This window comes from Acinetobacter sp. AOR34_HL (assembly GCF_027854795.1).
GTDB lineage: Bacteria > Pseudomonadota > Gammaproteobacteria > Pseudomonadales > Moraxellaceae > Acinetobacter > Acinetobacter junii.
This window is the reverse complement of the sequence record NZ_JAKTID010000084.1, coordinates 1-21,649: the sequence shown is the minus strand read 5'-3', so window position 1 is coordinate 21,649 and position 21,649 is coordinate 1. Positions and strand designations below refer to the sequence as shown.

The 21,649-nt window shown below is 38.5% G+C and carries 16 protein-coding genes and 2 rRNA genes; 2 read left to right on the top strand and 16 right to left on the bottom strand.

The genetic code is table 11. The annotated features are described in order from the left end of the window. Positions 1-9 precede the first annotated feature (9 nt). Positions 10-624, bottom strand: coding sequence for a CoA pyrophosphatase (locus MKL32_RS14510; protein WP_005403193.1), 615 nt, complete (start codon positions 622-624; stop codon positions 10-12). Between the two features lie 127 nt (positions 625-751). Here MKL32_RS14510 and MKL32_RS14505 point away from each other — a divergent pair, with 127 nt between their 5' ends. Beyond that, the gene (locus MKL32_RS14505; protein WP_004914410.1) at positions 752-1,300 is read left to right on the top strand and encodes an NUDIX hydrolase; all 549 of its coding nucleotides are present in this window, start codon (positions 752-754) and stop codon (positions 1,298-1,300) included. A gap of 31 nt (positions 1,301-1,331) precedes the next feature. Here MKL32_RS14505 and filF read toward each other — a convergent pair whose 3' ends face one another. The 6 genes from filF to filA all read right to left on the bottom strand — a co-directional run bounded on the left by filF (position 1,332) and on the right by filA (position 9,432). Further along, positions 1,332-3,302, bottom strand: coding sequence for a putative pilus system protein FilF (gene filF, locus MKL32_RS14500; protein ID WP_270900703.1), 1,971 nt, complete (start codon positions 3,300-3,302; stop codon positions 1,332-1,334). A gap of 20 nt (positions 3,303-3,322) precedes the next feature. Then, positions 3,323-4,519 (bottom strand): putative pilus assembly protein FilE, encoded by a 1,197-nt coding sequence (gene filE, locus MKL32_RS14495; RefSeq protein WP_270900702.1) that lies wholly within the window; start codon positions 4,517-4,519, stop codon positions 3,323-3,325. Beyond that, the gene (gene filD, locus MKL32_RS14490; RefSeq protein WP_171430655.1) at positions 4,519-6,183 is read right to left on the bottom strand and encodes a putative pilus system OmpP1/FadL family transporter FilD; all 1,665 of its coding nucleotides are present in this window, start codon (positions 6,181-6,183) and stop codon (positions 4,519-4,521) included. The genes filE and filD overlap by 1 nt, the downstream gene beginning before the upstream one ends. A 12-nt stretch (positions 6,184-6,195) precedes the next feature. Further along, the gene (gene filC / locus MKL32_RS14485) at positions 6,196-7,305 is read right to left on the bottom strand and encodes a putative pilus system protein FilC (protein ID WP_270900701.1); all 1,110 of its coding nucleotides are present in this window, start codon (positions 7,303-7,305) and stop codon (positions 6,196-6,198) included. A gap of 31 nt (positions 7,306-7,336) precedes the next feature. Continuing rightward, entirely contained in the window at positions 7,337-8,170 is an 834-nt protein-coding gene (gene filB / locus MKL32_RS14480; RefSeq protein WP_270900700.1) for a putative pilus system C39 family peptidase FilB, read from the bottom strand. A 287-nt stretch (positions 8,171-8,457) separates the two neighbouring features. Next, entirely contained in the window at positions 8,458-9,432 is a 975-nt protein-coding gene (filA, locus tag MKL32_RS14475; protein WP_151738268.1) for a putative pilus system protein FilA, read from the bottom strand. Positions 9,433-9,955: 523 nt separating this feature from the next. Between filA and pabB the strand changes: the two genes are divergently transcribed. Continuing rightward, a complete protein-coding gene (gene pabB / locus MKL32_RS14470; protein WP_151738267.1) occupies positions 9,956-11,299 on the top strand; it encodes an aminodeoxychorismate synthase component I in 1,344 nt (447 codons plus the stop codon). Between the two features lie 17 nt (positions 11,300-11,316). On the opposite strand, the gene hisC is transcribed toward pabB, so the two are convergent. From hisC to MKL32_RS14425, 9 genes are all read right to left on the bottom strand, one after another. Continuing rightward, a complete protein-coding gene (hisC, locus tag MKL32_RS14465) occupies positions 11,317-12,402 on the bottom strand; it encodes a histidinol-phosphate transaminase (protein ID WP_151738266.1) in 1,086 nt (361 codons plus the stop codon). A gap of 61 nt (positions 12,403-12,463) precedes the next feature. Beyond that, the gene (gene hisD, locus MKL32_RS14460) at positions 12,464-13,753 is read right to left on the bottom strand and encodes a histidinol dehydrogenase (RefSeq protein WP_151738265.1); all 1,290 of its coding nucleotides are present in this window, start codon (positions 13,751-13,753) and stop codon (positions 12,464-12,466) included. 106 nt (positions 13,754-13,859) lie between these two features. Further along, complete coding sequence (gene hisG, locus MKL32_RS14455) at positions 13,860-14,543, bottom strand: ATP phosphoribosyltransferase (RefSeq protein ID WP_004952306.1); 684 nt, start codon at positions 14,541-14,543, stop codon at positions 13,860-13,862. Beyond that, positions 14,540-15,799 carry a UDP-N-acetylglucosamine 1-carboxyvinyltransferase gene (gene murA / locus MKL32_RS14450; RefSeq protein WP_151738264.1) on the bottom strand — a complete coding sequence of 420 codons (1,260 nt, stop codon included), beginning with the start codon at positions 15,797-15,799 and terminating at the stop codon, positions 14,540-14,542. Before murA ends, hisG begins: the two co-directional genes overlap by 4 nt. Before the next feature lie 6 nt (positions 15,800-15,805). Beyond that, the gene (gene ibaG, locus MKL32_RS14445) at positions 15,806-16,057 is read right to left on the bottom strand and encodes a BolA family iron metabolism protein IbaG (protein WP_004914432.1); all 252 of its coding nucleotides are present in this window, start codon (positions 16,055-16,057) and stop codon (positions 15,806-15,808) included. Positions 16,058-16,194: 137 nt separating this feature from the next. Further along, positions 16,195-16,536, bottom strand: a complete 342-nt coding sequence (hpf, locus tag MKL32_RS14440; RefSeq protein ID WP_004914435.1) for a ribosome hibernation-promoting factor, HPF/YfiA family — start codon at positions 16,534-16,536, stop codon at positions 16,195-16,197. Positions 16,537-16,702: 166 nt separating this feature from the next. After that, a complete protein-coding gene (locus MKL32_RS14435; protein WP_004952298.1) occupies positions 16,703-18,151 on the bottom strand; it encodes an RNA polymerase factor sigma-54 in 1,449 nt (482 codons plus the stop codon). A gap of 228 nt (positions 18,152-18,379) precedes the next feature. Beyond that, positions 18,380-18,494, bottom strand: a 5S ribosomal RNA gene (gene rrf / locus MKL32_RS14430). A 187-nt stretch (positions 18,495-18,681) separates the two neighbouring features. After that, a 23S ribosomal RNA gene (locus MKL32_RS14425) occupies positions 18,682-21,572 on the bottom strand. Positions 21,573-21,649: the final 77 nt, after the last annotated feature.

Genomic DNA, 21,649 nt, shown 5'->3' with positions numbered 1-21,649 from the left:
AAAGTGAAATTAAAACTTAGCTAGACCAAAGTTAGGTGGGTTAACTAGAAATGGCCATTTTTTTTGATAGCCTAAACCGTATTGGAATAATGAAACGAGCATTCTTGCGGTGAGACCCCACACGACTTCGCTTTCAACTTGCATACTTGGAAAATAGAGAGATTGACGGGCTAATCTAACTTCATAAGGTAAAGGAGGAGCATCGATTAACTGTTTTAATGGTACAAAGAAAATGCGATCAATTTCTGAGGGCTGTGCAATAAGGTTTACTTCCGCAGGGATTAAACCAACAATTGGTTTAACGGACAATCCACTCCGCGCTCTTTGAATCGGTAAATCACCCAATAATTTAACATCGAAAGGATTTAGTGCGGTTTCCTCTTGAGCCTCACGTAAAGCAACAACAATATTGCTTGTATCGCTAGGATCACGTTTACCACCAGGAAAAGATACCTCACCTGCATGTTGAGATAAATGAATTGAACGACGTGTCAATAAAACTCTAGGCTGAGTCTCCTGCGTAATTGCAATTAAGACTGCTGCATCAGCTTGTTGAATTCGTTTGGAAAATCGCAACCGTTGTTCTAATAGCTGTATTAACGATGCCTCTTCCATGCTACTCATCCCTCTTTGAATGCTTTTCTTATCCACCAACATCATAGCCGAAATTTTACTGAGGAACATAGCTGATCCTAATGCGAATTCATAAAAATTCAGTTATGCTGAGTTATCTCTAGGATTGATGATAATTATGAGCTTTTGTGTAGCGTGTGGACATCAAACTGAAGCAAAAATTCCATTAGGTGATCATAAAACACGTCTTGTATGTACAAATTGTGGCAATATTCATTATGAAAATCCCAAGGTTATTTGTGGTGCTTTAGCGCTATGGGATGATAAGGTTTTACTGTGTCGACGAGCAATTGAACCACGTTATGGTTTATGGACACTACCTGCTGGTTACATGGAGTTATTTGAAACCATGGAACAAGGTGCAGCTCGTGAAACACGTGAAGAAGCGGAAGCTGAAGTTGAAATAGAACAACTTTATTGTATGTACAATATTCCGCGTATTGGACAGATATACGTATTATTCAAAGCACATATTAAACAAGGTTTCTTTGGAGCAGGTGAAGAAAGTATTGAATGTCGTTTATTTGAAGAACATGAAATCCCATGGTCTGAACTCGCATTTCCAAGTGTTGAACAAACATTGAAACACTACTTTTCTGATCGTAAATCAGGAACATTCACAACTCATCTAGAAACGTTGGGTACTCGTTTAGACCATACAGGTTAAAAAAAGACCGCTTAACGCGGTCTTTTTTATATTACGACTTAACTTTAATTGCCTTACATGCTGGGATAGATTGATCTGCAATCTTAATACTTACCGAACCAGAGAAACGTTTCGCTAATTCACGTTCTTCTGCTGTAGGAGCTACGTATTTATTTTTTTCCTCTGTGGTCAAATCATCATATAAACGATTATATACATCTACAAAATATGCATAAGTATTTGACCATGTCACTGTATTATTTGAGAAATTCGTTAAATTAATGCCCGTTGCTTGACCTGCAAGAAGGTTATTGATATTGATTTTCGCCCCAGTGCCTGCAGTTACGTTCAAGCCAAACATTACTCCATTGATATTTCCAAACTTAGGATTAGACAATATCGCTCTCACACTGATTGATTTATCATTCGTTGAAAATAATGTCGCTCCCGTTGTACCAATTCGGAACTGTTTTTGATCATTACTATCTGTGATTGAACCATCACTATTCACTGTCTTCACACTGCCACAAATACCAGACATATCTGTAGCTGTTGAATTCGCTTTGATATCTGTACGTATATCACCATCTTCATCAATGACAATTCCTAAATCAACTGGAGCTAGGTTTGCTTCATTGCTGAATCTGAATGTTAAAGTAGCATACAAAGGGAAGATATATTGCTGATTTGATGCAACATTATTTCTAGTTTTAAAAATGTCTTTAGCTAAATAACTCGAAGGATTAATCTTAACAATATCAACAGTTCCATTATAGTTAGTAGTTGATATAGACTGTTTCCATAAACCAAGATGAGTTGTGTCAACGGTATCCGTATCTTTGGCTTTAATCAATTGTTTATAAAAGTTAGTTGTACCAGGTATAGTATTTCTATTGATTAGCTTACCCTGATATATCAATAAGTCTTCAGCTGAATTATTTTCTGAAATTTTAAAACGTAAAGGTTTATTTGTATTTACTTGCATATTGATCGGATCAAGCCAATCCTTTTGCGCATCTACTTGTAATTTAATTGGTTTTACCTTTGTAATCAAGGTAATTGGAGCAACAACCAACCCATTCGTTATAGTTGCAGCTCCTTTCCATTGCTGACCATCACCAATCGTATATCCTTGTCGATCAGACAATAAGAAGAAAGCGCCCATTGAATGCAATAGATTGGTGTCATTATCTACGCATTTTGAAGTCAATTCTTTATTACAACCGAAGAACCCATCTGGGCGGAAATTATTAACACTTGTACTTTCACCACCAGCTTTATATGCCGGTAAATCAGCTTGCCAAACCCCCGTGTTAACCAAGTTTAAAAGACGAATTAATAGTGTATAAGCTTGGTCGTCAGAAACTTTTGATACATCTAACCAAGGTTGTAAAAGTGTAATATATTCGCCAGACAATAATTCATTAACACCAATATCTTTAGTAACATTCACTAATAAATCTTTCTTCTCTTCAGTAAATTCTATCGGTTGTATATCTCCAACTACATTGTCATTTCTTTCAACGCCCAGACTATGCATAATTCGAATCAGCGCAACAGCAACTCGAATAGTTTCATCATTTTTATCAAGAGAATTTGGCATCTTGCCAGTTAATGCCGTAGCGAAATCTATTACTCGAATATGTGGAAGAGTTGCTGTTTTTAACTTAGAAATTGTATCTAACTTAATCGTACCAAGGTTGATTTTTCGAGCTGAAGAACCTTGAATATAAAAACTTGCTTCATCCCCTAGCTTACATGCTCCAGTAACAATATTACCGTCTAATTTAGTCGCAAAATGATTGATTTTATCCGTACTACAATCAAAATTTATTCCAGAAACAGGATAATCAAGCACAAATTTCAGACAATCACTTGCTGACACGTCACAACTTGTATTAGATGTAACACCATCAACGCCTTGGTTTGGATCTTCATTTATTTTAGCACTTTCACCACCACAAGCTGTCATCATTGCAGCAATTATAGATAGGCTTAATGGTAATATCGTTTTTTTATTCATACTAAAATTCATCCTAATATTTACTGTATAACAGAGATTTTTATCTGTCCTTGATTTGAAAGCTCTTGTTCTGGTACATCAACTGCTGAGGCTAATGGTGTCATCATTACATAGTGTGCTGTTTCTGGGACACGCAATACACCTTGAATAGCAGCATGCTTGAATGTTGTTTCATGTACAGTTTCATTTTTGAAACCACTAACACCTTCTTGGATACAACCTTTTTTATCTAAGAAGATAACAAGTGGCCAATAATACACTGGTTTATTATTACTGGAGGCATAGGAATCAAGCTGAATATATGTAATCGGATTGCCTAGTTCAACTAATTCGTATTCAAATTTCTCTTTTAGAGGTTTTCTTGGCCATAAACCAATATCTTTATTAAGACTAAGCTTTTTAATTGATTTTGTATAATTTTCAACAAAACAGCGATCTTCTTCAAATGCTAATGCTAAGTCTTCTGGTGTTAATCTTACATAATTTGTAGAAAGTGTAATCGCTTTACTCGACTCCATTGGGCGACTCATTATGCGATCCAACATTGAGCGACTAACCCCTTTTTTACGCTCAATAGTTTCTAAACGTCCACTCCCATCAGGCATAGTATAAAAACGCTTTTTCCCTTCTAGATTAAATTCTTGGCCTTCTAAATATTCATTATTTACATATGACACACCATCTATACTGGTAAAACCATCTTTTTGCTGTGCAGATGTATTGGACTCTTTTTTCAGTTCTTTATTATTGATTGGAGTAACAACTTTTGAATCTTTTTCTTTTTGATTTATATCTTTAGTCTTTTGTTGTTTAGATTCTAATGTTTGAACAGATTTCAATTCTTGTGACAATGGAATCTCAATTGTAATTGTCTTTTGGGACTCAACATTTTGCTCAACAATTGCTGGTTCAATCTTTTCTATTTTACGCGTATTACTTATGTCACTCTGGATATTTCTATTTTGAGAGTTAGACAGTTTTACTGGCGTTTCGACTTTATTTTCAATAATTTTATTGGGTAAGGTCGATTCTTTCTCAATATTTCTAACCTGAGATTGAAGTTGTTGTGAGGTATCCTTTTTAGGCACAATCATTGGGCGTCCATCTGGGCCAATGATTGTATAGAACCCATCTGCATACACATTTTGTCCAGACACTATGCTAATACCAATCATTAGCATAGTGTATTTAGACATTTGAATATTTTTCTTAAGCATTACCATCTAGTTCTATAATTAATACCAAGTAAAGTGACTTTGGTATTTGTTTTAATATCTAAACCTGCGTACGGATTCAGTAAGATATTATCTACACCCGTTTTGTTCGCAAGGCTACTTGTATTGGCTGGAATATCATCACGACTACGTAAGAAACCAATAGATAAATCTAAATCTGTATCTTGATCAAAGCGATAGCCTACACCAAGCCCAAACAATTGTGCGTTGTTGATTGGAACCATTGTATTTCGCTTATCATCAGGAATCGAACTTGTCCGTGGTTCATAACCTATACGTAGCTTTAAACGATCCGTGGCAGAATATTCAAAACCAATCCCCCAACGCCACGAAGATTGGAATTTTAAAGGTAATGCTAATGAACGATCAGTAACATCCCCAGATAATAATTTCGCGACTTTTAATAATGATATTTGTCGATCAAATTCAAATTTAAACTTATCCCATGCAGAGAAATCAGTCCAACCAATATCGAAATTCATTTGTAAATCTGGAAATATTTTGTATTTTATTCCTGCTTTAAAATGCTGAGGATATTTAAAATCCATCGCAACAAGACCAGATTCGATATTAGGTACAAATCCTGGCAAACCCAAAATTGCAGCAAGAATTTGTCCTGTAGCTGAAGAGTTTAGTCCAGCGATTAGCTCTTGAGAAGCGTTCGCATTATTTATAAGATACTTCCCTTTTAGACGCATTTTAGCCTCGCTTTGGTAAACCATACCAAAACTAAAATCATCTGTAGGTTCCCATAGCACACCTAAATTATAACTGGGACTCAAAGACTGTTCTAAGGATACATCTAAAGCGCCCAATTTATTAAATGGATTTAGGCCCTCTTGAGCATTACAAATACCAAATAACAGTAAGTCAGTAATAATATCGCCATTATCTTTAAATGGACCACATACGACTTCATCGACCATACGCAACACACCAATCATCTCATTGGGGAAACGTAAATCCGTCTTCATCGCAATCGCTTGATAAGACATACCAAAAGAGGCACCAATCGCTAAGTGATCATTCACTTGATATCCAAATGAAGGAGAAAGATAGGTAATACGTTCTAAAGCAACTTGTTGCCCCATGAAATTACCAGGATTACCACTTTCGGCACCAAAGCCAGCTACAAGTGGCGCATAAACTGCTGTTGCATAGGTAACTTTAGAACCAGGAGGTTTATAGGCTATACCCGCTGTCGGAGCTGCTAAAGGTGCATTAGGACCAAGATCAACAATTTTCTTGAGTACTGGAACATAAATACTGGCATATTCCACATCACCCGAAACAGTGCCTTTAAAATCTGTACAGATTCCTGTATCAACTTCAGGTCCATCATTACAAACTAAAGGATCATCTGAATAACCAAAAACGTTGTAACCTGCAGGTGCGGTAAAATCTCTTTTAATTGCAAAGTTCGCAAGAATACCTTGAACATCAGTTTGCAAACCATCGATTTTAGCAAGAGCAGCTGGGTTAAAATGAACGGCACTAATACCTGGTGGATCTGCGGTAACAGCATTTCCAAGTGACAAAGACCTAAGATCTACAGATAAGTCTTGACCCAATTGTGCATGAGTAAAATTCGAAAGTCCCGCGACTAGAATACCTATCGTTAAAGGACATAACTTAGGATATTTCACCATTGTGTCTCCTTAACGTAGTTTTTTACCAAAACCAATAATATCTAACGGGAATGAAAGTCCTAATGAAACATCTGGTGCATCTTCTGTTAAACCAATTCCAACAGTTCCATTCACAATTGTTTCTGGGGATACACGTACACCTAAAGCAAAAGAAAGAGTGGAACTACTTTGATCAGCTGATTTAAAACTTTCACCTTCGCTAAAATAAAATTTAGCACCAGTATTAAAGCTTTGTTGGTAAGACATCGTTAGAGATACATCGTAATTGAACGAATAAGCAAAACCAAAAGCAAAACCACCACTTAAACCAGGGTCAAAACTTTCTAAGGTACGACTACCACGCAGTTGATTTAGACCTGTCTCTTTGAGACCATAATTGGCTGAAACTGATGTAAATAAAACAACTGGATCAATATATTTACGTGTACTAGCACCAACTCCTACAGAGTAGTAGCCCTTACCTGTTGATAACTCATCAATACCAATTTCATATGGGCTATCACCCGTTTTGGTCGATAAACTACCAAATAAAACTAAAGGTAGTCGCCCTTGTTTAAGCGGAAAAGGTTCCCAACGTGCACCAAATGATAAATCCCCCAAGCCTGCTGCAGTTTCATCTTGTAGTAAGTCTTTTTTTGCGATGAATGGAACAGATGCTGATAAAGTTAAGTTATCTAGTAAGCCATATTGAACTGTAAAAGTATTGGTTAATGTATGATTTGCATCTTCTTCAACACGAAGCCGAGCTAAAGTACTCGTACTATCATCAGTCGCTAAGTCAAGGCGACTATCGCGATAATAGGTATAGTCAATATCATAATAAGATGAGAAAACACCTTTTTTAATTAAAGAATACTGACGTTCATTTGAAGTGAATACTTCTTGTAAATTAGTTTCCTTAGTTGCATCACCTTCTTGCTTCTGCAAAGCATTAGCAGCTTCACTTGCATCATTTGTAGGTGGAACTTCTGCTACAGCTGGTGTACTCTGTGTTGCCGACTCATTGATTTGAGTCTGTTCTACATTCGCAACTTCAGTTTGGTCTTCAGCATAAAGGGTCGTCGCTATAGCACTTAAACTTAATGCTAATACACTCACATTCATCCATTGATTGTTCATTATGACATCCTACATCTATTAAATTCTGAGATTATTTACGCTTATAGTACATACGCATGTATGTAGTGATCGGTTTATTGTAGTTCTCTGAGTTTGGATCAGCATCAAGTACCCTACGCATTGTAGAGGCTTTATCAGCAAGTTTCTCAAACTTTTGCGTAGGGAATTGAATTTCAGCCAAAGCATATCGATTGACTGTAGCATCATCTACGTGGCGCATATCTTCATCTTTTAACGCCAACAAGTCCTTTTGATATTGTCCAGGAACATCTACGATAAATAAGGTATTGTTATCCCATACTTCTCGAAATCGAGTTTCATCAAAACTTATATTTCCAAGAGCTGGATCTGCAACATACACGCGCCCATCTTTATAAGCTTTATATACGACAAAATGTTTAAATCCTGCATATGTTATTGGAACAATTGCTGGCTGCTTAAGCGCAATTAGATCTGAAAACTCACCGCGGTATCCCCCACTATTTAGACCTAAAGCCGCAACAAATCTTTTCATATCAAGTAGGGAGAAACTTCTTCTTTCAATGATTCGTTGATATTCACCGTACTGAAGCAAGCCACTCATCGTCTGCTGCTCTGTGAGCTTTAGACCACCGTACCCATTTAAAAGTGTCGTCAATGCCGCCGAACCACAACTATAGTCATATGCTTGACGTACGATGCCTCGAAACTGATCTTCAACTGCTGGTTTTATAACAACCGCTTCTCGATGATTACGAGTAAATGAAGAATTCCTAGAATCTAAAGTTTCAGTATAATAAACTGTTCCTTCAGGTTTTTTTTCTATTTCAAAGGCTTGCGTTGTAAAGTAATACATCAATGCAGAGCCTAGAGCTATCTCTAACATAATTCTCTTTTCTTAACAGCGGCATGATTTGCCTTATTCATTTTATTCTTAGCGTCACTGACACTACTTCCCTGTGTGATGAAGATACCGTTTTTTATAAAAAAAAACAGCTTTTTTTTAGCTTTTTTTGATGAAATGTTATTTCTTTTACATATCTTCGTGTATTTCAAAGAAAATATGTAACGGCCTCACTTTCAAATAGAAAATTAATATCTAGCTTAAAACCACTTTCCTTCAAAGATTAAAAAAAGCGCAATAAATGCGCTTTTTTTAATCAACAAATCAACTTAGTGACCAGCGATTGTAATCGTAGTTTGGCCAAGTTTAAGACCTTGAACTTCTACATCGCCAATAGATGCTGTATTAGCTGCTGTAGTTAAAGAGGCAGTATCAACATTACCTAGACGAACAGCTTTGATATAGACATCATTACCAGCTGTGCTGTTATTCGTAATTTTTAAACCAGTACTTGTTACAGAGATGCCTAAATCAAGATCAATTGCACCAGTTAGATTGGTAGCTGATGTAATACCACGAACATGTACACCATCTAAATAAATTTTACCACCACCAGCAGCATCATTAATACCTAGACCAGTAATATTAATACCACTTAAAGAAGATTTCACTAGAACCATAGCGCCTTGCGGAGTAGCACCTAATTGTACGTTAGCAGCAACTTTACCCATGTCCAAAGTTAAACCAGTAAGGATTTGGTTCTCTGTTCCAGTCGTGCCACGACGAATGCTGCTTGCAGTTAAATCAGGAGCAGCGCCTGAAGCACCAACACTGATCGCACCCACTTTAACTCGAAGTGCTGCAACATTAGCACCGATATTTAGGAATGCGCCACCAGCTGCAGCATCACCAGCATCAGTATCAATTTTTAAATTAAGTAGATTAGTTGATGCAGTACCATCGAAATTATCAGCACCAGCAGTAGCTTGAAGACCTAAACCATCAATATGAATTGCACCCGGAGTTGCTTTACCACCTAAGTTCACACCATTAAACGCAGCAGTTGCAGCTAGACCGTCGTTATCATGTACGTATAAATCTTCAACCAAGATACCTTTTGTAACAGCTACAGGGGTTCCCATAAAGGTAGCCAAGTCTGCATTTAGACCAGCACCAATACCAATATTGATACCATCTTGACCAGTAGCAGAGCTAAGTGCAGCATCATCCATCGCTTGCATAGCCATTGCATTTGCGCTAATCGCCATTGAAGAAACTAAAGCTAGTTTAGTAAACATTTTCATTGAGCACTCTCCCAAGAGCATTTATTTTTTTGACTTACACTACTCTAAACTGTCCACTGTTGTTTTTTCTTAAATGACAACTTGAACTTCCGATCCTTGAGTAGTTCGCTTAGCAAGTACTAAATTACCTGTTTGTTATTTTATGTTCAACTCCTGTTAACCGCTTTTTAGTAATAAACCGATAAACGGCATAAAAAATACACTACTGCATTACAACTCTTAGTCAGCAATAACATTGTGAATTATCTGTATATTTATAAGACCATTTTTAAAAAAACAAGTATACATTTCTCTCAGTTCTCCATTTATCTGAATGGATAAGATATTTACATAAATGTTAACAATGACACTTTTTGCCATTTTTATGAATTTAAATTACTGATAATGACAATTTTTATGAGATGAATCACAAATACTGTTTAAATGATTTTCGAATTACAACCTGTTTTTGAAAAACTCCGATGATTTCTCACTATTGTAGTACAATTATTTCTTATGATTTGCATGTGTTATTTTCAAGTTTATGAGCCAGTTTCAGCAAAAACTCAATATTTCATCTCTATCAGTCTCTGAAATTCTATTTCAGTTGAGAGAGTTAATTGGTTTGGTTTATTTGCATGATCAAAACTCACCTATTATTAGTTTTTTGCCAAAACATTATTTAATCTTCGAAAATTCAACATCACGACAGTTCACTCAACTTGAGTTAAACCAATATCATCAAATTACGCATCCTTTATCGATCATTGATTTTGCTCAGTTTAGCAAAAATCCAATATCAACCATTGAATCCATTTCTTTTAAAGGTGGATACATCGGCTTTATAAGTTATGACTATTGTTCAAACTTATGCGTTACAACTGCTATGCGCTCTCAACCCAGTCTTTTTTTAGGTGAATATTCAAGTTATCTCAAATATCATAATGGTGAATGGTATTTCTATGGCAATGAAAAAAATTCAGTAAACACCTATAATTACATTCTATCCCTTTTGTCTAAAAATAAATTAGATCAACTAGAATCATTATCTTTACAGGATCAATGTACACCTCGCTGGTCTAAAACCAAGTATTTACAGGCATTCAGAAAAATTCAAGACTATATTAAAGCTGGTGATTGTTATCAAATAAATTTAACTCAAGAGTTTACAGCAAAAGCGAAAGGCTCCTTACTTAGTAAATCAAATGATTTTTGGCAATTAACTCATGCACCATATGCAGGCTATGTAAAAATTAATGAATTCGAACTTTTAAGTTGTTCACCAGAGCTATTCATTGAATTTGATAATAAAAATAAAATTAAAACTCGACCAATCAAAGGCACCATGCCAAGACACCAAGATCCTGAACAAGACCTTATTTCAAAAGAAAAGTTAACAAATTCAAAAAAAGATCAGGCAGAAAATGTAATGATTGTGGATTTACTAAGAAATGATTTAAGTGTTTATGCAGAAACTGGTTCAGTAAAAACAACAAAATTATTTGAAATTGAAAGTTTTAATCAAGTTCATCATATGGTGAGTGAAATCACCGCGACATTAAAAGAAGAAGTTAATCCAATGCAAATGTTGCTATCAGCACTTCCAGGAGGCTCAATCACAGGGGCACCAAAAATTCGCGCAATGCAAATTATCGATGAACTTGAAGAATCTCCACGCGGTGCCTATTGCGGAAGTTTAGGATATTTTAATTACGATGGTACAGGTCGCTGGAATATTTTAATTCGTAGTATTCAAAAAAATCAGGACAATCTTTCGATTTGGGCAGGTGGTGGAATTACTATCGCATCTGATGCGGAAGCCGAATACCAAGAATGTTTTGATAAAGTTTCTGCCATGCTTGATCTACTCAATACATGGCAGAAATAAAATAAGCTACTTCAAAATTAACTTATCAGCATTTTTAATGTATCAACTAGGCGCTGATTTTGTTCATCAGTACCAATCGTGATACGCAAAAATTGATTAATTCTTGGTTTGTTGAAATAGCGAACAATAATACCTTGCTCACGCAATTTTTCTGCAAGTTGTGCTGCATCGTGTAAGGAGTGTGTAGCAAAAATAAAGTTTGCTTTTGAAGGCAAAACATTAAAACCTAGCTCAGTTAGGTTAGCTACCAATTTTTCACGACTTGCAATGACTTTCTCACATTGTTCTTGAAAATAATCTTGATCTTCAAAAGATGCTACAGCTGCAGCAATTGCAAAACGGTCAATTGGGTATGAATTGAAACTATTTTTAACCGCTTCAAGTGCAGCAATCAAATGGGCTTGTCCAATTGCAAATCCAACACGTAATCCAGCCAGTGAACGAGATTTGGAGGTTGTTTGACATACAACCAAATTCTCATAACGACTTACAAGTTCAACGGCTGATTCTGCTCCGAAATCTACATAAGCTTCATCAATGACTATCACACGATTTGGATTAGCTTTTAACACTTGTTCAATTTTGTCCAAACCTAATGCAATACTCGTTGGTGCATTTGGATTAGTGATAATGATGCCACCATTTTCCTGTTCATAATCTGAAATATCTATTTCAAATTTTTCATTCAATGGAATTTGCTTTGTTTGAACACCAAAAAATTGACTATAAACTGGATAAAAACTATAGGTTATATCTGGATATAGAATTGGTTCTTGCTGAATGAAAAATGCTTTAAAAATATGAGCAAGCACTTCATCAGAACCATTTCCTACGAAGACTTGGCTAACATCAACATTTTGTTGTTTAGCGATTGCTTGTTTTAAAGCCGTAGCATCTGGATCAGGATATAAACGAAGGGCATCAGCTTGATGAGTCAAAACAGCTTGCACTGCATCAACCACTTTTGGTGATGGTGGATAAGGATTTTCGTTTGTATTCAGTTTCAATAAATTCTGTATTTTTGGTTGTTCACCAGGTACGTAAGGCTCTAAATCACGAACCTCAGGACTCCAAAAACGCATTTGTTCAATTGTAAATGCCATTTTATATACTCTCAAAACTCTCTAAAAAGGAACTTTATCAGCCCCTATATTCGTGGGTTAGCTATTGATAACGATAACGAGCTGATCGAGCATGTGCATCGAGATTTTCTTCCACCGCCAATATGTCTGCTGCTTTTGCTAAGGTTTTGACACCTTCTTTTGAGCACATAATTAAGCTTGAGCGTTTCTGAAAATCGTAAACACCAAGCGGTGAGGAAAAGCGAGCTGTACCAGATGTTGGTAGGACGTGATTAGGCCCCGCACAATAATCACCTATTGCTTCAGGAGTATAGCGCCCCATGAATATTGCGCCCGCATGGCGTATTTTTTGACTCATCAACTCTGCATCATCTAGACATAACTCTAAATGCTCTGGAGCAACTTGGTTGATAAGATCAACTGCTTCTTCACGATTCTTCACAAGCACTAATGCGCCACGATTTTCGATAGAAGTTCGAGCAATATCTGCCTTTTGCAGTTCGTTCAAATGCTTTTCAATTGCAATTTCCACAGCATTTAAAAGATTCTCATCGGGTGTAATGAAAATTGATTGAGCCACAGTATCATGCTCTGCCTGAGACAATACATCCATTGCCAACCATTCAGCATTATTTTCACCTTCAGCATAAACAAGAATTTCTGAAGGACCTGCGATCATATCAATGCCCACTTGACCGAAAACTGCTCTTTTAGCTGCGGCAACAAAGCGATTACCTGGCCCAGTAATTTTATCCACCGCTGGTATTGTTTCAGTACCATAAGCCAGAGCTGCAACAGCTTGTGCACCACCTATTGTAAAAACTCGGCTCACACCTGCTAAATATGCTGCTGCTAATACCAATGGATTAAGTTCACCATTGGGTGCAGGAACAACCATAATAATTTCAGGTACGCCAGCAACATGGGCTGGTAAAGCATTCATAAGTACAGACGATGGATAAGAGGCTAAACCACCAGGTACATAGATCCCAACACGATCAAGTGGAGTGACTTTTTGACCTAATGTATTTCCCAAATCATCAACATAAGTCCACCCTTCTTGCTTCTGAGCTTGATGAAATGAACGAATTCGTTTTGCTGCTAACTCAAGTGCATCACGAGTTTCAATGGTTAAACCCTCAAAAGCGGATTTGAGTTGTTCTTGGCTGAGCTCTAAGTCTGAGAATTGATGCGCAGGATGTCGATCGAACTGTTGCGTTAACTTAAGTACATGCTGATCACCGTGTTGACGAACATCGGCAATAATTTGGTCTACGGTTTGTACTAATTGAGGATCATTTACAGTTTCAAATGCTAATAGTTCAGCAAATATCTGCTTAAAATTTTGATCCTGAGTCGATAAACGTCGCATCAATTTACCCACAAGGCGAAAAAGAGAAGAATAAGTTTACTCTTTTTCGAAGTCCTTGTGGGCATCATATCAACATCTATCACTCAGTTTTCATAGGAAATCACGTTTAACGTGATTGGACTGCTTGTTCAAGTTGAGTCAAAATTGGATTTAATAAAGCTTGTTTACGTTTAAAACTCGCTTTATTGACAATAAGACGCGAAGAAACTTTACAAATCTCTTCTAATGGCTCTAAACCATTGGCGCGTAAAGTATTACCCGTATCAACGACATCGACAATATAATCACCCAAGCCTACTAATGGAGCAAGCTCCATTGAACCATAGAGCTTAATCACATCAACTTGTTCACCTAAGCTCGCATAATATTGACGCGTCAAATTGACATACTTCGTCGCAATCTTCAAACGTCCTTTCGGGCGCTCCATTCCAACTTTACCAGCAGTCATTAATTTACAATTGGCAATTTTCAGGTCAAGTAACTCATACACATGTTGAGCTCCATGTTCCATTAATACATCCTTACCCGCGACACCAAAATCTGCTGCACCGTTTTCCACATATGTGGGCACATCAGAAGCACGTAAAATCAAAATACGTACTTTCTTATGTGTGGTTGGGAAAATCAATTTACGAGATTTATCAGGATCTTCAAGTAAATTTATGCCTGCATTTTCAAGTAATGGCAATGTTTCTTTTAAGATACGACCTTTACTGAGTGCTAAAGTTAAACCATGATCAAAATTACCCATTACATCAAAATTCGGATCATCGTTTCTTAAGTCATTCATCCTTTTACTCGCTTAATCTGAGCGCCTAAACTTTGCAATTTTTCTTCAACATGTTCATAGCCACGATCTATATGGTAAATACGATCAATTAGTGTTTCACCTTCTGCAACTAAGGCTGCAAGCACTAGTGAAAATGAAGCACGTAAATCTGTAGCCATAACAGGTGCAGCTTGAAGTGTTTCCACACCAGTTACGATCGCATCATGGCCTTCTACCTGAATATTTGCACCCATACGTGAAAGTTCAGGGACATGCATAAAGCGATTTTCAAAAATTGTTTCCGAAATCGTCGCAAAACCACGACCAATTGCATTCACGGCCATAATTTGAGCTTGCATGTCAGTCGGAAATTCTGGATGAGGCAATGTTCTAAAACTAACAGCTTTAGGACGTTTCCCTTGCATGTCTAGTTCAATCCAATCATCGCCACGAGTAACTTCCGCACCCATTTCTTCGAATTTATCTAATACAGCTTCTAATAATGCTGGATCTGTATGCGTCGTTTTGATACGACCACCAGTGATCGCTGCAGCAGCTAAATATGAACCAGTTTCTATACGATCTGCTACGACTGCGTATTCACAACCATGCAGACTTTCAACACCAGTTACTACCAAAGTGTCTGTATCAAGGCCTTCAATTTTTGCACCCATTTTAATTAGCATTTGGGCGAGGTCTGTAATCTCAGGCTCTCTAGCAGCATTACGAATTGTGGTAACACCATCTGCTAAAACAGCAGCCATCAAGATATTCTCTGTGCCACCCACGGTCACCATATCAAAAATGACTTCACCGCCTTTTAATCGACCATCAACTGAAGCATGAACATATCCATTTTCAACTTCAATATGTGCACCTAACGCTTCCAAAGCTTTTAAATGCTGATCAACTGGACGTGAACCAATGGCACAACCACCTGGTAATGATACTTTTGCATTACCATAACGTGCTAATAATGGACCTAACACTAAAATTGAAGCACGCATTGTTTTCACAAGTTCGTATGGTGCAAATTGATTATCTAATGTTGATGCATCAGCACGAACCGTATCCCCTTCATAGGTCATGGTAACGCCAAGACCCGCTATTAATTTGACTAATGTATTTACGTCTTTTAAGTTTGGCACATTGGTTAAAGTAGTCGGAGAGTCCGCAAGAATCATTGCAGCGAGTAAAGGTAAAGCTGCATTTTTAGCACCAGAAATGCGTACTTCACCTTCGAGCTTAACACCGCCCGTAATTAAAAATTTATCCATTAATATTTAAGCTCCGAAAAGGCTTGCTTTACGCCATTCGTCTTTAGTCATTGCACGAATAGTAACTGCGTGAACTTCACCACTCGCGATATAAGAATTAAGAGGTGCATATACGGCTTGTTGACGTGTAAGAGTTCTCTTTCCTTCAAATTGATCATCTACAATACGAAGGTCGAATTTTCCAGCTTGTCCACTCACTGCTACTTCTGCTTCAGGGAAAGCTTCTTTTAAAATTTGCGTGAGCTGTTCACTATTCATTACAAGACCTCTTATACAGCCAATGGTGTAAAACCGCATATTTTACTATAACTTTTTCACATTATTCAGTAAGCAGTTTCTTTTTTTAAAAATAAAAAAAAGAGGCTATCAAAATTAGCCTCTTTCTTAAAAGCAATTTAACTTAAAACAACCAACTCATGCTGGTAAGAACATTGCATTTTTCTATGTTTAGCAAGCTGTCTTTTTAATTTTTCTGTCAGTTTTTTTATTGAAGTATACATATCATCTGCTGTTGCTTGAGCAAACAGCTCAACCCCTGGTAAACGTATGATGGCCTCAGCTATATGATTGGCACTCCCTTTATGCGAACGCTTATCGATTTGATGATCTTTCGCTAATTTAATTTGCATACTGTTTACTTGATCAAGATGCTTAGTCATTTGACTAAACTTTTCTTTTATATTTTTTTCAATTGCTGGTGTAATGGTTAAATGGTGTCCACGAATTGTTATTTGCATAATTCTATCCCTCACCTTTTCTTAGGATTCAAGAAATAACTAAAACAAATTAATGCACATGAGTGGTTCAGTATCCATTAAATCATTTCAGTGATCTCTCTAGTGACTATTAAAAAAATTCATTATTTCGTCATAATGAGCTATTAGAATAGTCACACCTTAAAATTTAGATCAAGACTTTTCTTTCAGAAGATGAAGGAATATGTAACGATTCTCTATATTTTGCGACTGTTCTACGAGCAACCTCAATACCTTCTTTTTTCAACATCTCTGCTATTGCATTATCTGACAAAGGCTTACGTGGATTTTCATTAGATACGAGCTTTTTAATCATGGCACGAATTGCAGTCGAAGATGCCTCCCCACCAGAAGTTGTTCCAACATGACTTGAAAAAAAGTATTTCAATTCAAATAACCCACGGGGTGTAAGCATATATTTATTGGTTGTCACACGAGATACTGTTGATTCATGTAGTTCAACTTCTTCTGCTACATCACGCAAAACTAAAGGCTTCATTGCTTCAGCACCTTGCTCAAGAAATGCTCGCTGATGTTCAACAATACAAGTCGCAACCTTCAATAATGTTTTATGACGCTCATCTATACTCTTAATGAAGTTCTTTGCTTCTAACATTTGATTTCGTAAATAAACATTATCGTCACTTTGATCTGCTCGACGAATCATATTGGAATAAAATGAATTAATCCGTAATTTAGGCATTACATCCGGATTTAATTGTACATTCCAATGCTGATCTTTCTTTGCGACAACGACATCAGGTACCTGATACTCTGATTCTTGTTGATCAAACTCCAACCCAGGATAAGGCTTTAAGGTTTTAAGTAGCTCAATTGCATTAGTAAGTTGTTCTTTTGATAATCCAGTTTGTTTCAATAATTTATTTAAATCATTAGAAATCAGCAGTTCATAGTAATTTAAAAGCTGCTTTGCTTCGGCTAAAAAAGGAGTCTTGTCTTTAATTGTTTCTAATTGAATTTGCAAACATTCAGCCAAACTTCTTGAGCCAACACCTATCGGCTCTAAACGTTGAATATGTTTTAAGACAACAATAACCTCATCTTCTTCAACATCTTCGTCGTTATCAACCTCTCGTAACAATTGATTCACAGCAATTAAAATATCTGTCAAATCAGCATCTAGAAATCCCTTATCATCCAAAGAGTCTACAATACAATAAGCAATCAGCTTATCCACCCTAGAAAAATGCAAAAGATTAACTTGTTCTAGAATATGTTCTTTTAAACTAAGGTGAATTTGTCTGTTATCTTCTCTTTCTTCATACTCTGGTGTAGCAAGTGCGGTGGATTGATGCGTATAAATATCATCCCACTCAGTATCAACAGGTAAATCATTAGGTAAATGATCTGCATTCAATTCAGATGTTAAATCTTTATTTTCATTAGCTTCAACACTATTTAAACTTTCAATACTATTATTATCTTCAATTTTTTCGAGCAATGGATTACTATCAAGTTGAATTTGTATCTCTTGCTCCAACTCCAAACTAGAGAGTTGTAAAAGTCGAATTGCCTGCTGCAATTGAGGAGTTAACGATAAATTATTCGCTACTTTCAACCCAACAGATAATTTCATAATCATTCCCTATATCAGAAAAAGCAAAAAACATGCCTATAAAATTATTTATAACACAAAGAAACTTGAACAACTATAAATAAGCTTACTTTCCATCTATCTATATGCTCAAAAAACTAGCAAAAAAAGATTTATATAAACTTTATTGGTTGGTTACGTGTTTTATATGGGAAAGAAACACAATAAAAAACACCCCCAACTGTTAGGTTGGGGGTGTTTAGAATTAAAAGCTGGCGATGACTTACTCTCACATGGCAAACGCCACACTACCATCAGCGCGAAGAGGTTTCACTTCTGAGTTCGGGAAGGGATCAGGTGGTTCACTCTTGCTATTGTCGCCAGCAAACTGTTGTGGTGTTTTCGGGTCTTATTCACATTAATTAATAATGTTTGCCTTACTTACGATCCAAAGAGTTATTAACGGATTAGATATTGAGTCTAACTTTGTGTTCAGCATTTTAACTAGTTTATACACTAAATCAAGTTGTGTATTGAATTTATCTTGAATACAACAACTGTTTGGGTGTTGTATAGTCAAGCCTCACGAGCAATTAGTATTGGTCAGCTTCACACGTCACCGTGCTTCCACACCCAACCTATCAACGTCCTAGTCTCGAACGGCTCTTTAGAGGAATAAATTCCTAGGGAAATCTTATCTTGAGGTAGGCTTCCCGCTTAGATGCTTTCAGCGGTTATCCCTTCCGAACATAGCTACCCGGCGATGCCACTGGCGTGACAACCGGTACACCAGAGGTTCGTCCACTCTGGTCCTCTCGTACTAGGAGCAGATCCTCTCAAATTTCCAGCGCCCACGGTAGATAGGGACCGAACTGTCTCACGACGTTCTAAACCCAGCTCGCGTACCTCTTTAAATGGCGAACAGCCATACCCTTGGGACCTGCTTCAGCCCCAGGATGAGATGAGCCGACATCGAGGTGCCAAACACCGCCGTCGATATGAACTCTTGGGCGGTATCAGCCTGTTATCCCCAGAGTACCTTTTATCCGTTGAGCGATGGCCCTTCCATACAGAACCACCGGATCACTAAGACCTACTTTCGTACCTGCTCGACTTGTGGGTCTCGCAGTTAAGCGCGCTTTTGCCTTTATACTCTACGCGTGATTTCCGACCACGCTGAGCGCACCTTCGTACTCCTCCGTTACTCTTTAGGAGGAGACCGCCCCAGTCAAACTACCCACCAGACATGGTCCTCGTCCCGGATTACGGGACAGAGTTAGAACCTCAACATTACCAGGGTGGTATTTCAAGGACGGCTCCATTGGAACTAGCGTTCCAACTTCAAAGCCTCCCACCTATCCTACACAAGTAAGGTCAAAGTTCAATGTCAAGCTGCAGTAAAGGTTCACGGGGTCTTTCCGTCTAGCCGCGGGTACACTGCATCTTCACAGCGATTTCGATTTCACTGAGCCTCTGCTGGAGACAGCGCCGCCATCATTATGCCATTCGTGCAGGTCGGAACTTACCCGACAAGGAATTTCGCTACCTTAGGACCGTTATAGTTACGGCCGCCGTTTACTGGGGCTTCGATCAAGAGCTTCGCTTACGCTAACCCCATCAATTAACCTTCCAGCACCGGGCAGGCATCACACCCTATACGTCCACTTTCGTGTTTGCAGAGTGCTATGTTTTTAATAAACAGTTGCAGCGGCCTGGTTTCTGCGGCTGCCAACCGCTCAGGGAGCAAGTCCCATCACCGTCAGCAGCGTACCTTCTCCCGAAGTTACGGTACCATTTTGCCTAGTTCCTTCAGCAGAGTTCTCTCAAGCGCTTTGGTCTACTCGACCTGACCACCTGTGTCGGTTTCGGGTACGATTCCTGTGTAACTGAAGCTTAGAGACTTTTCCTGGAAGCATGGTATCAGCCACTTCACTGTACAAGTACAGCTTGCTATCGACTCTCAGCATAGAGCACCCCGGATTTGCCTAAGATGCATGCCTACGGTCTTCCACCTGGACAACCAACGCCAGGCTGACTTAACCTTCTCCGTCCTCTCATCGCATTACACAGAAGTATTGGAATATTAACCAATTTCCCATCGACTACGCCTCTCGGCCTCGCCTTAGGGGTCGACTCACCCAGCCCCGATTAACGTTGGACTGGAACCCTTGGTCTTTCAGCGAACGGGTTTTTCACCCGTTTTGTCGTTACTCACGTCAGCATTCGCACTTCTGATACCTCCAGCATACTTCTCAATACACCTTCATCGGCTTACAGAACGCTCCCCTACCACTTGACTAATGTCAAATCCGCAGCTTCGGCACATAGTTTTAGCCCCGTTACATCTTCCGCGCAGGCCGACTCGACTAGTGAGCTATTACGCTTTCTTTAAAGGGTGGCTGCTTCTAAGCCAACCTCCTAGCTGTCTATGCCTTCCCACATCGTTTCCCACTTAACTATGATTTTGGGGCCTTAGCTGGCGGTCTGGATTGTTTTCCTCTTGACTACGGACGTTAGCACCCGCAGTCTGTCTCCCGGATAGTACTCATTGGTATTCGGAGTTTGCATCGGTTTGGTAAGTCGGGATGACCCCCTAGCCGAAACAGTGCTCTACCCCCAATGGTATTCGTCCGAGGCGCTACCTAAATAGCTTTCGGGGAGAACCAGCTATCACCAGGCTTGATTAGCCTTTCACCCCTATCCACAAGTCATCCCCTGGCTTTTCAACGACAGTGGGTTCGGTCCTCCAGTTAGTGTTACCCAACCTTCAACCTGCTCATGGATAGATCGCCTGGTTTCGGGTCTATACCCAGCAACTAAACGCCCTATTAAGACTCGATTTCTCTACGGCTCCCCTATTCGGTTAACCTCGCTACTGAATATAAGTCGCTGACCCATTATACAAAAGGTACGCAGTCACCGAACAAGTCGGCTCCCACTGCTTGTATGCATGCGGTTTCAGGATCTATTTCACTCCCCTCACAGGGGTTCTTTTCGCCTTTCCCTCACGGTACTGGTTCACTATCGGTCAGTCAGGAGTATTTAGCCTTGGAGGATGGTCCCCCCATATTCAGACAAGGTTTCACGTGCCTCGCCCTACTCGTCATCATTATGTGTGCCCTTTCGTGTACGGGAATATCACCCTCTACGTTCGCACTTCCCAGAGCGTTCCACTAAAACACACATAACTTAATGGGCTGCTCCCCGTTCGCTCGCCGCTACTAAGGGAATCTCAATTGATTTCTTTTCCTAAGGGTACTGAGATGTTTCACTTCCCCTCGTTCGCTTCATAAACCTATGTATTCAGTTTATGATACCCGCCTTATAGCGGGTGGGTTCCCCCATTCAGAAATCTCCGGATCAAAGGATATTTGCCGCCTCCCCGGAGCTTTTCGCAGGCTATCACGTCTTTCATCGCCTCTGACTGCCAAGGCATCCACCACATGCACTTAATTACTTGACTATACAACCCCAAACAGTCGTTAACACATACAAGTGAGTGTTATCGTTGCAAACTTAATTGCTACTGGTTTGTTGTCT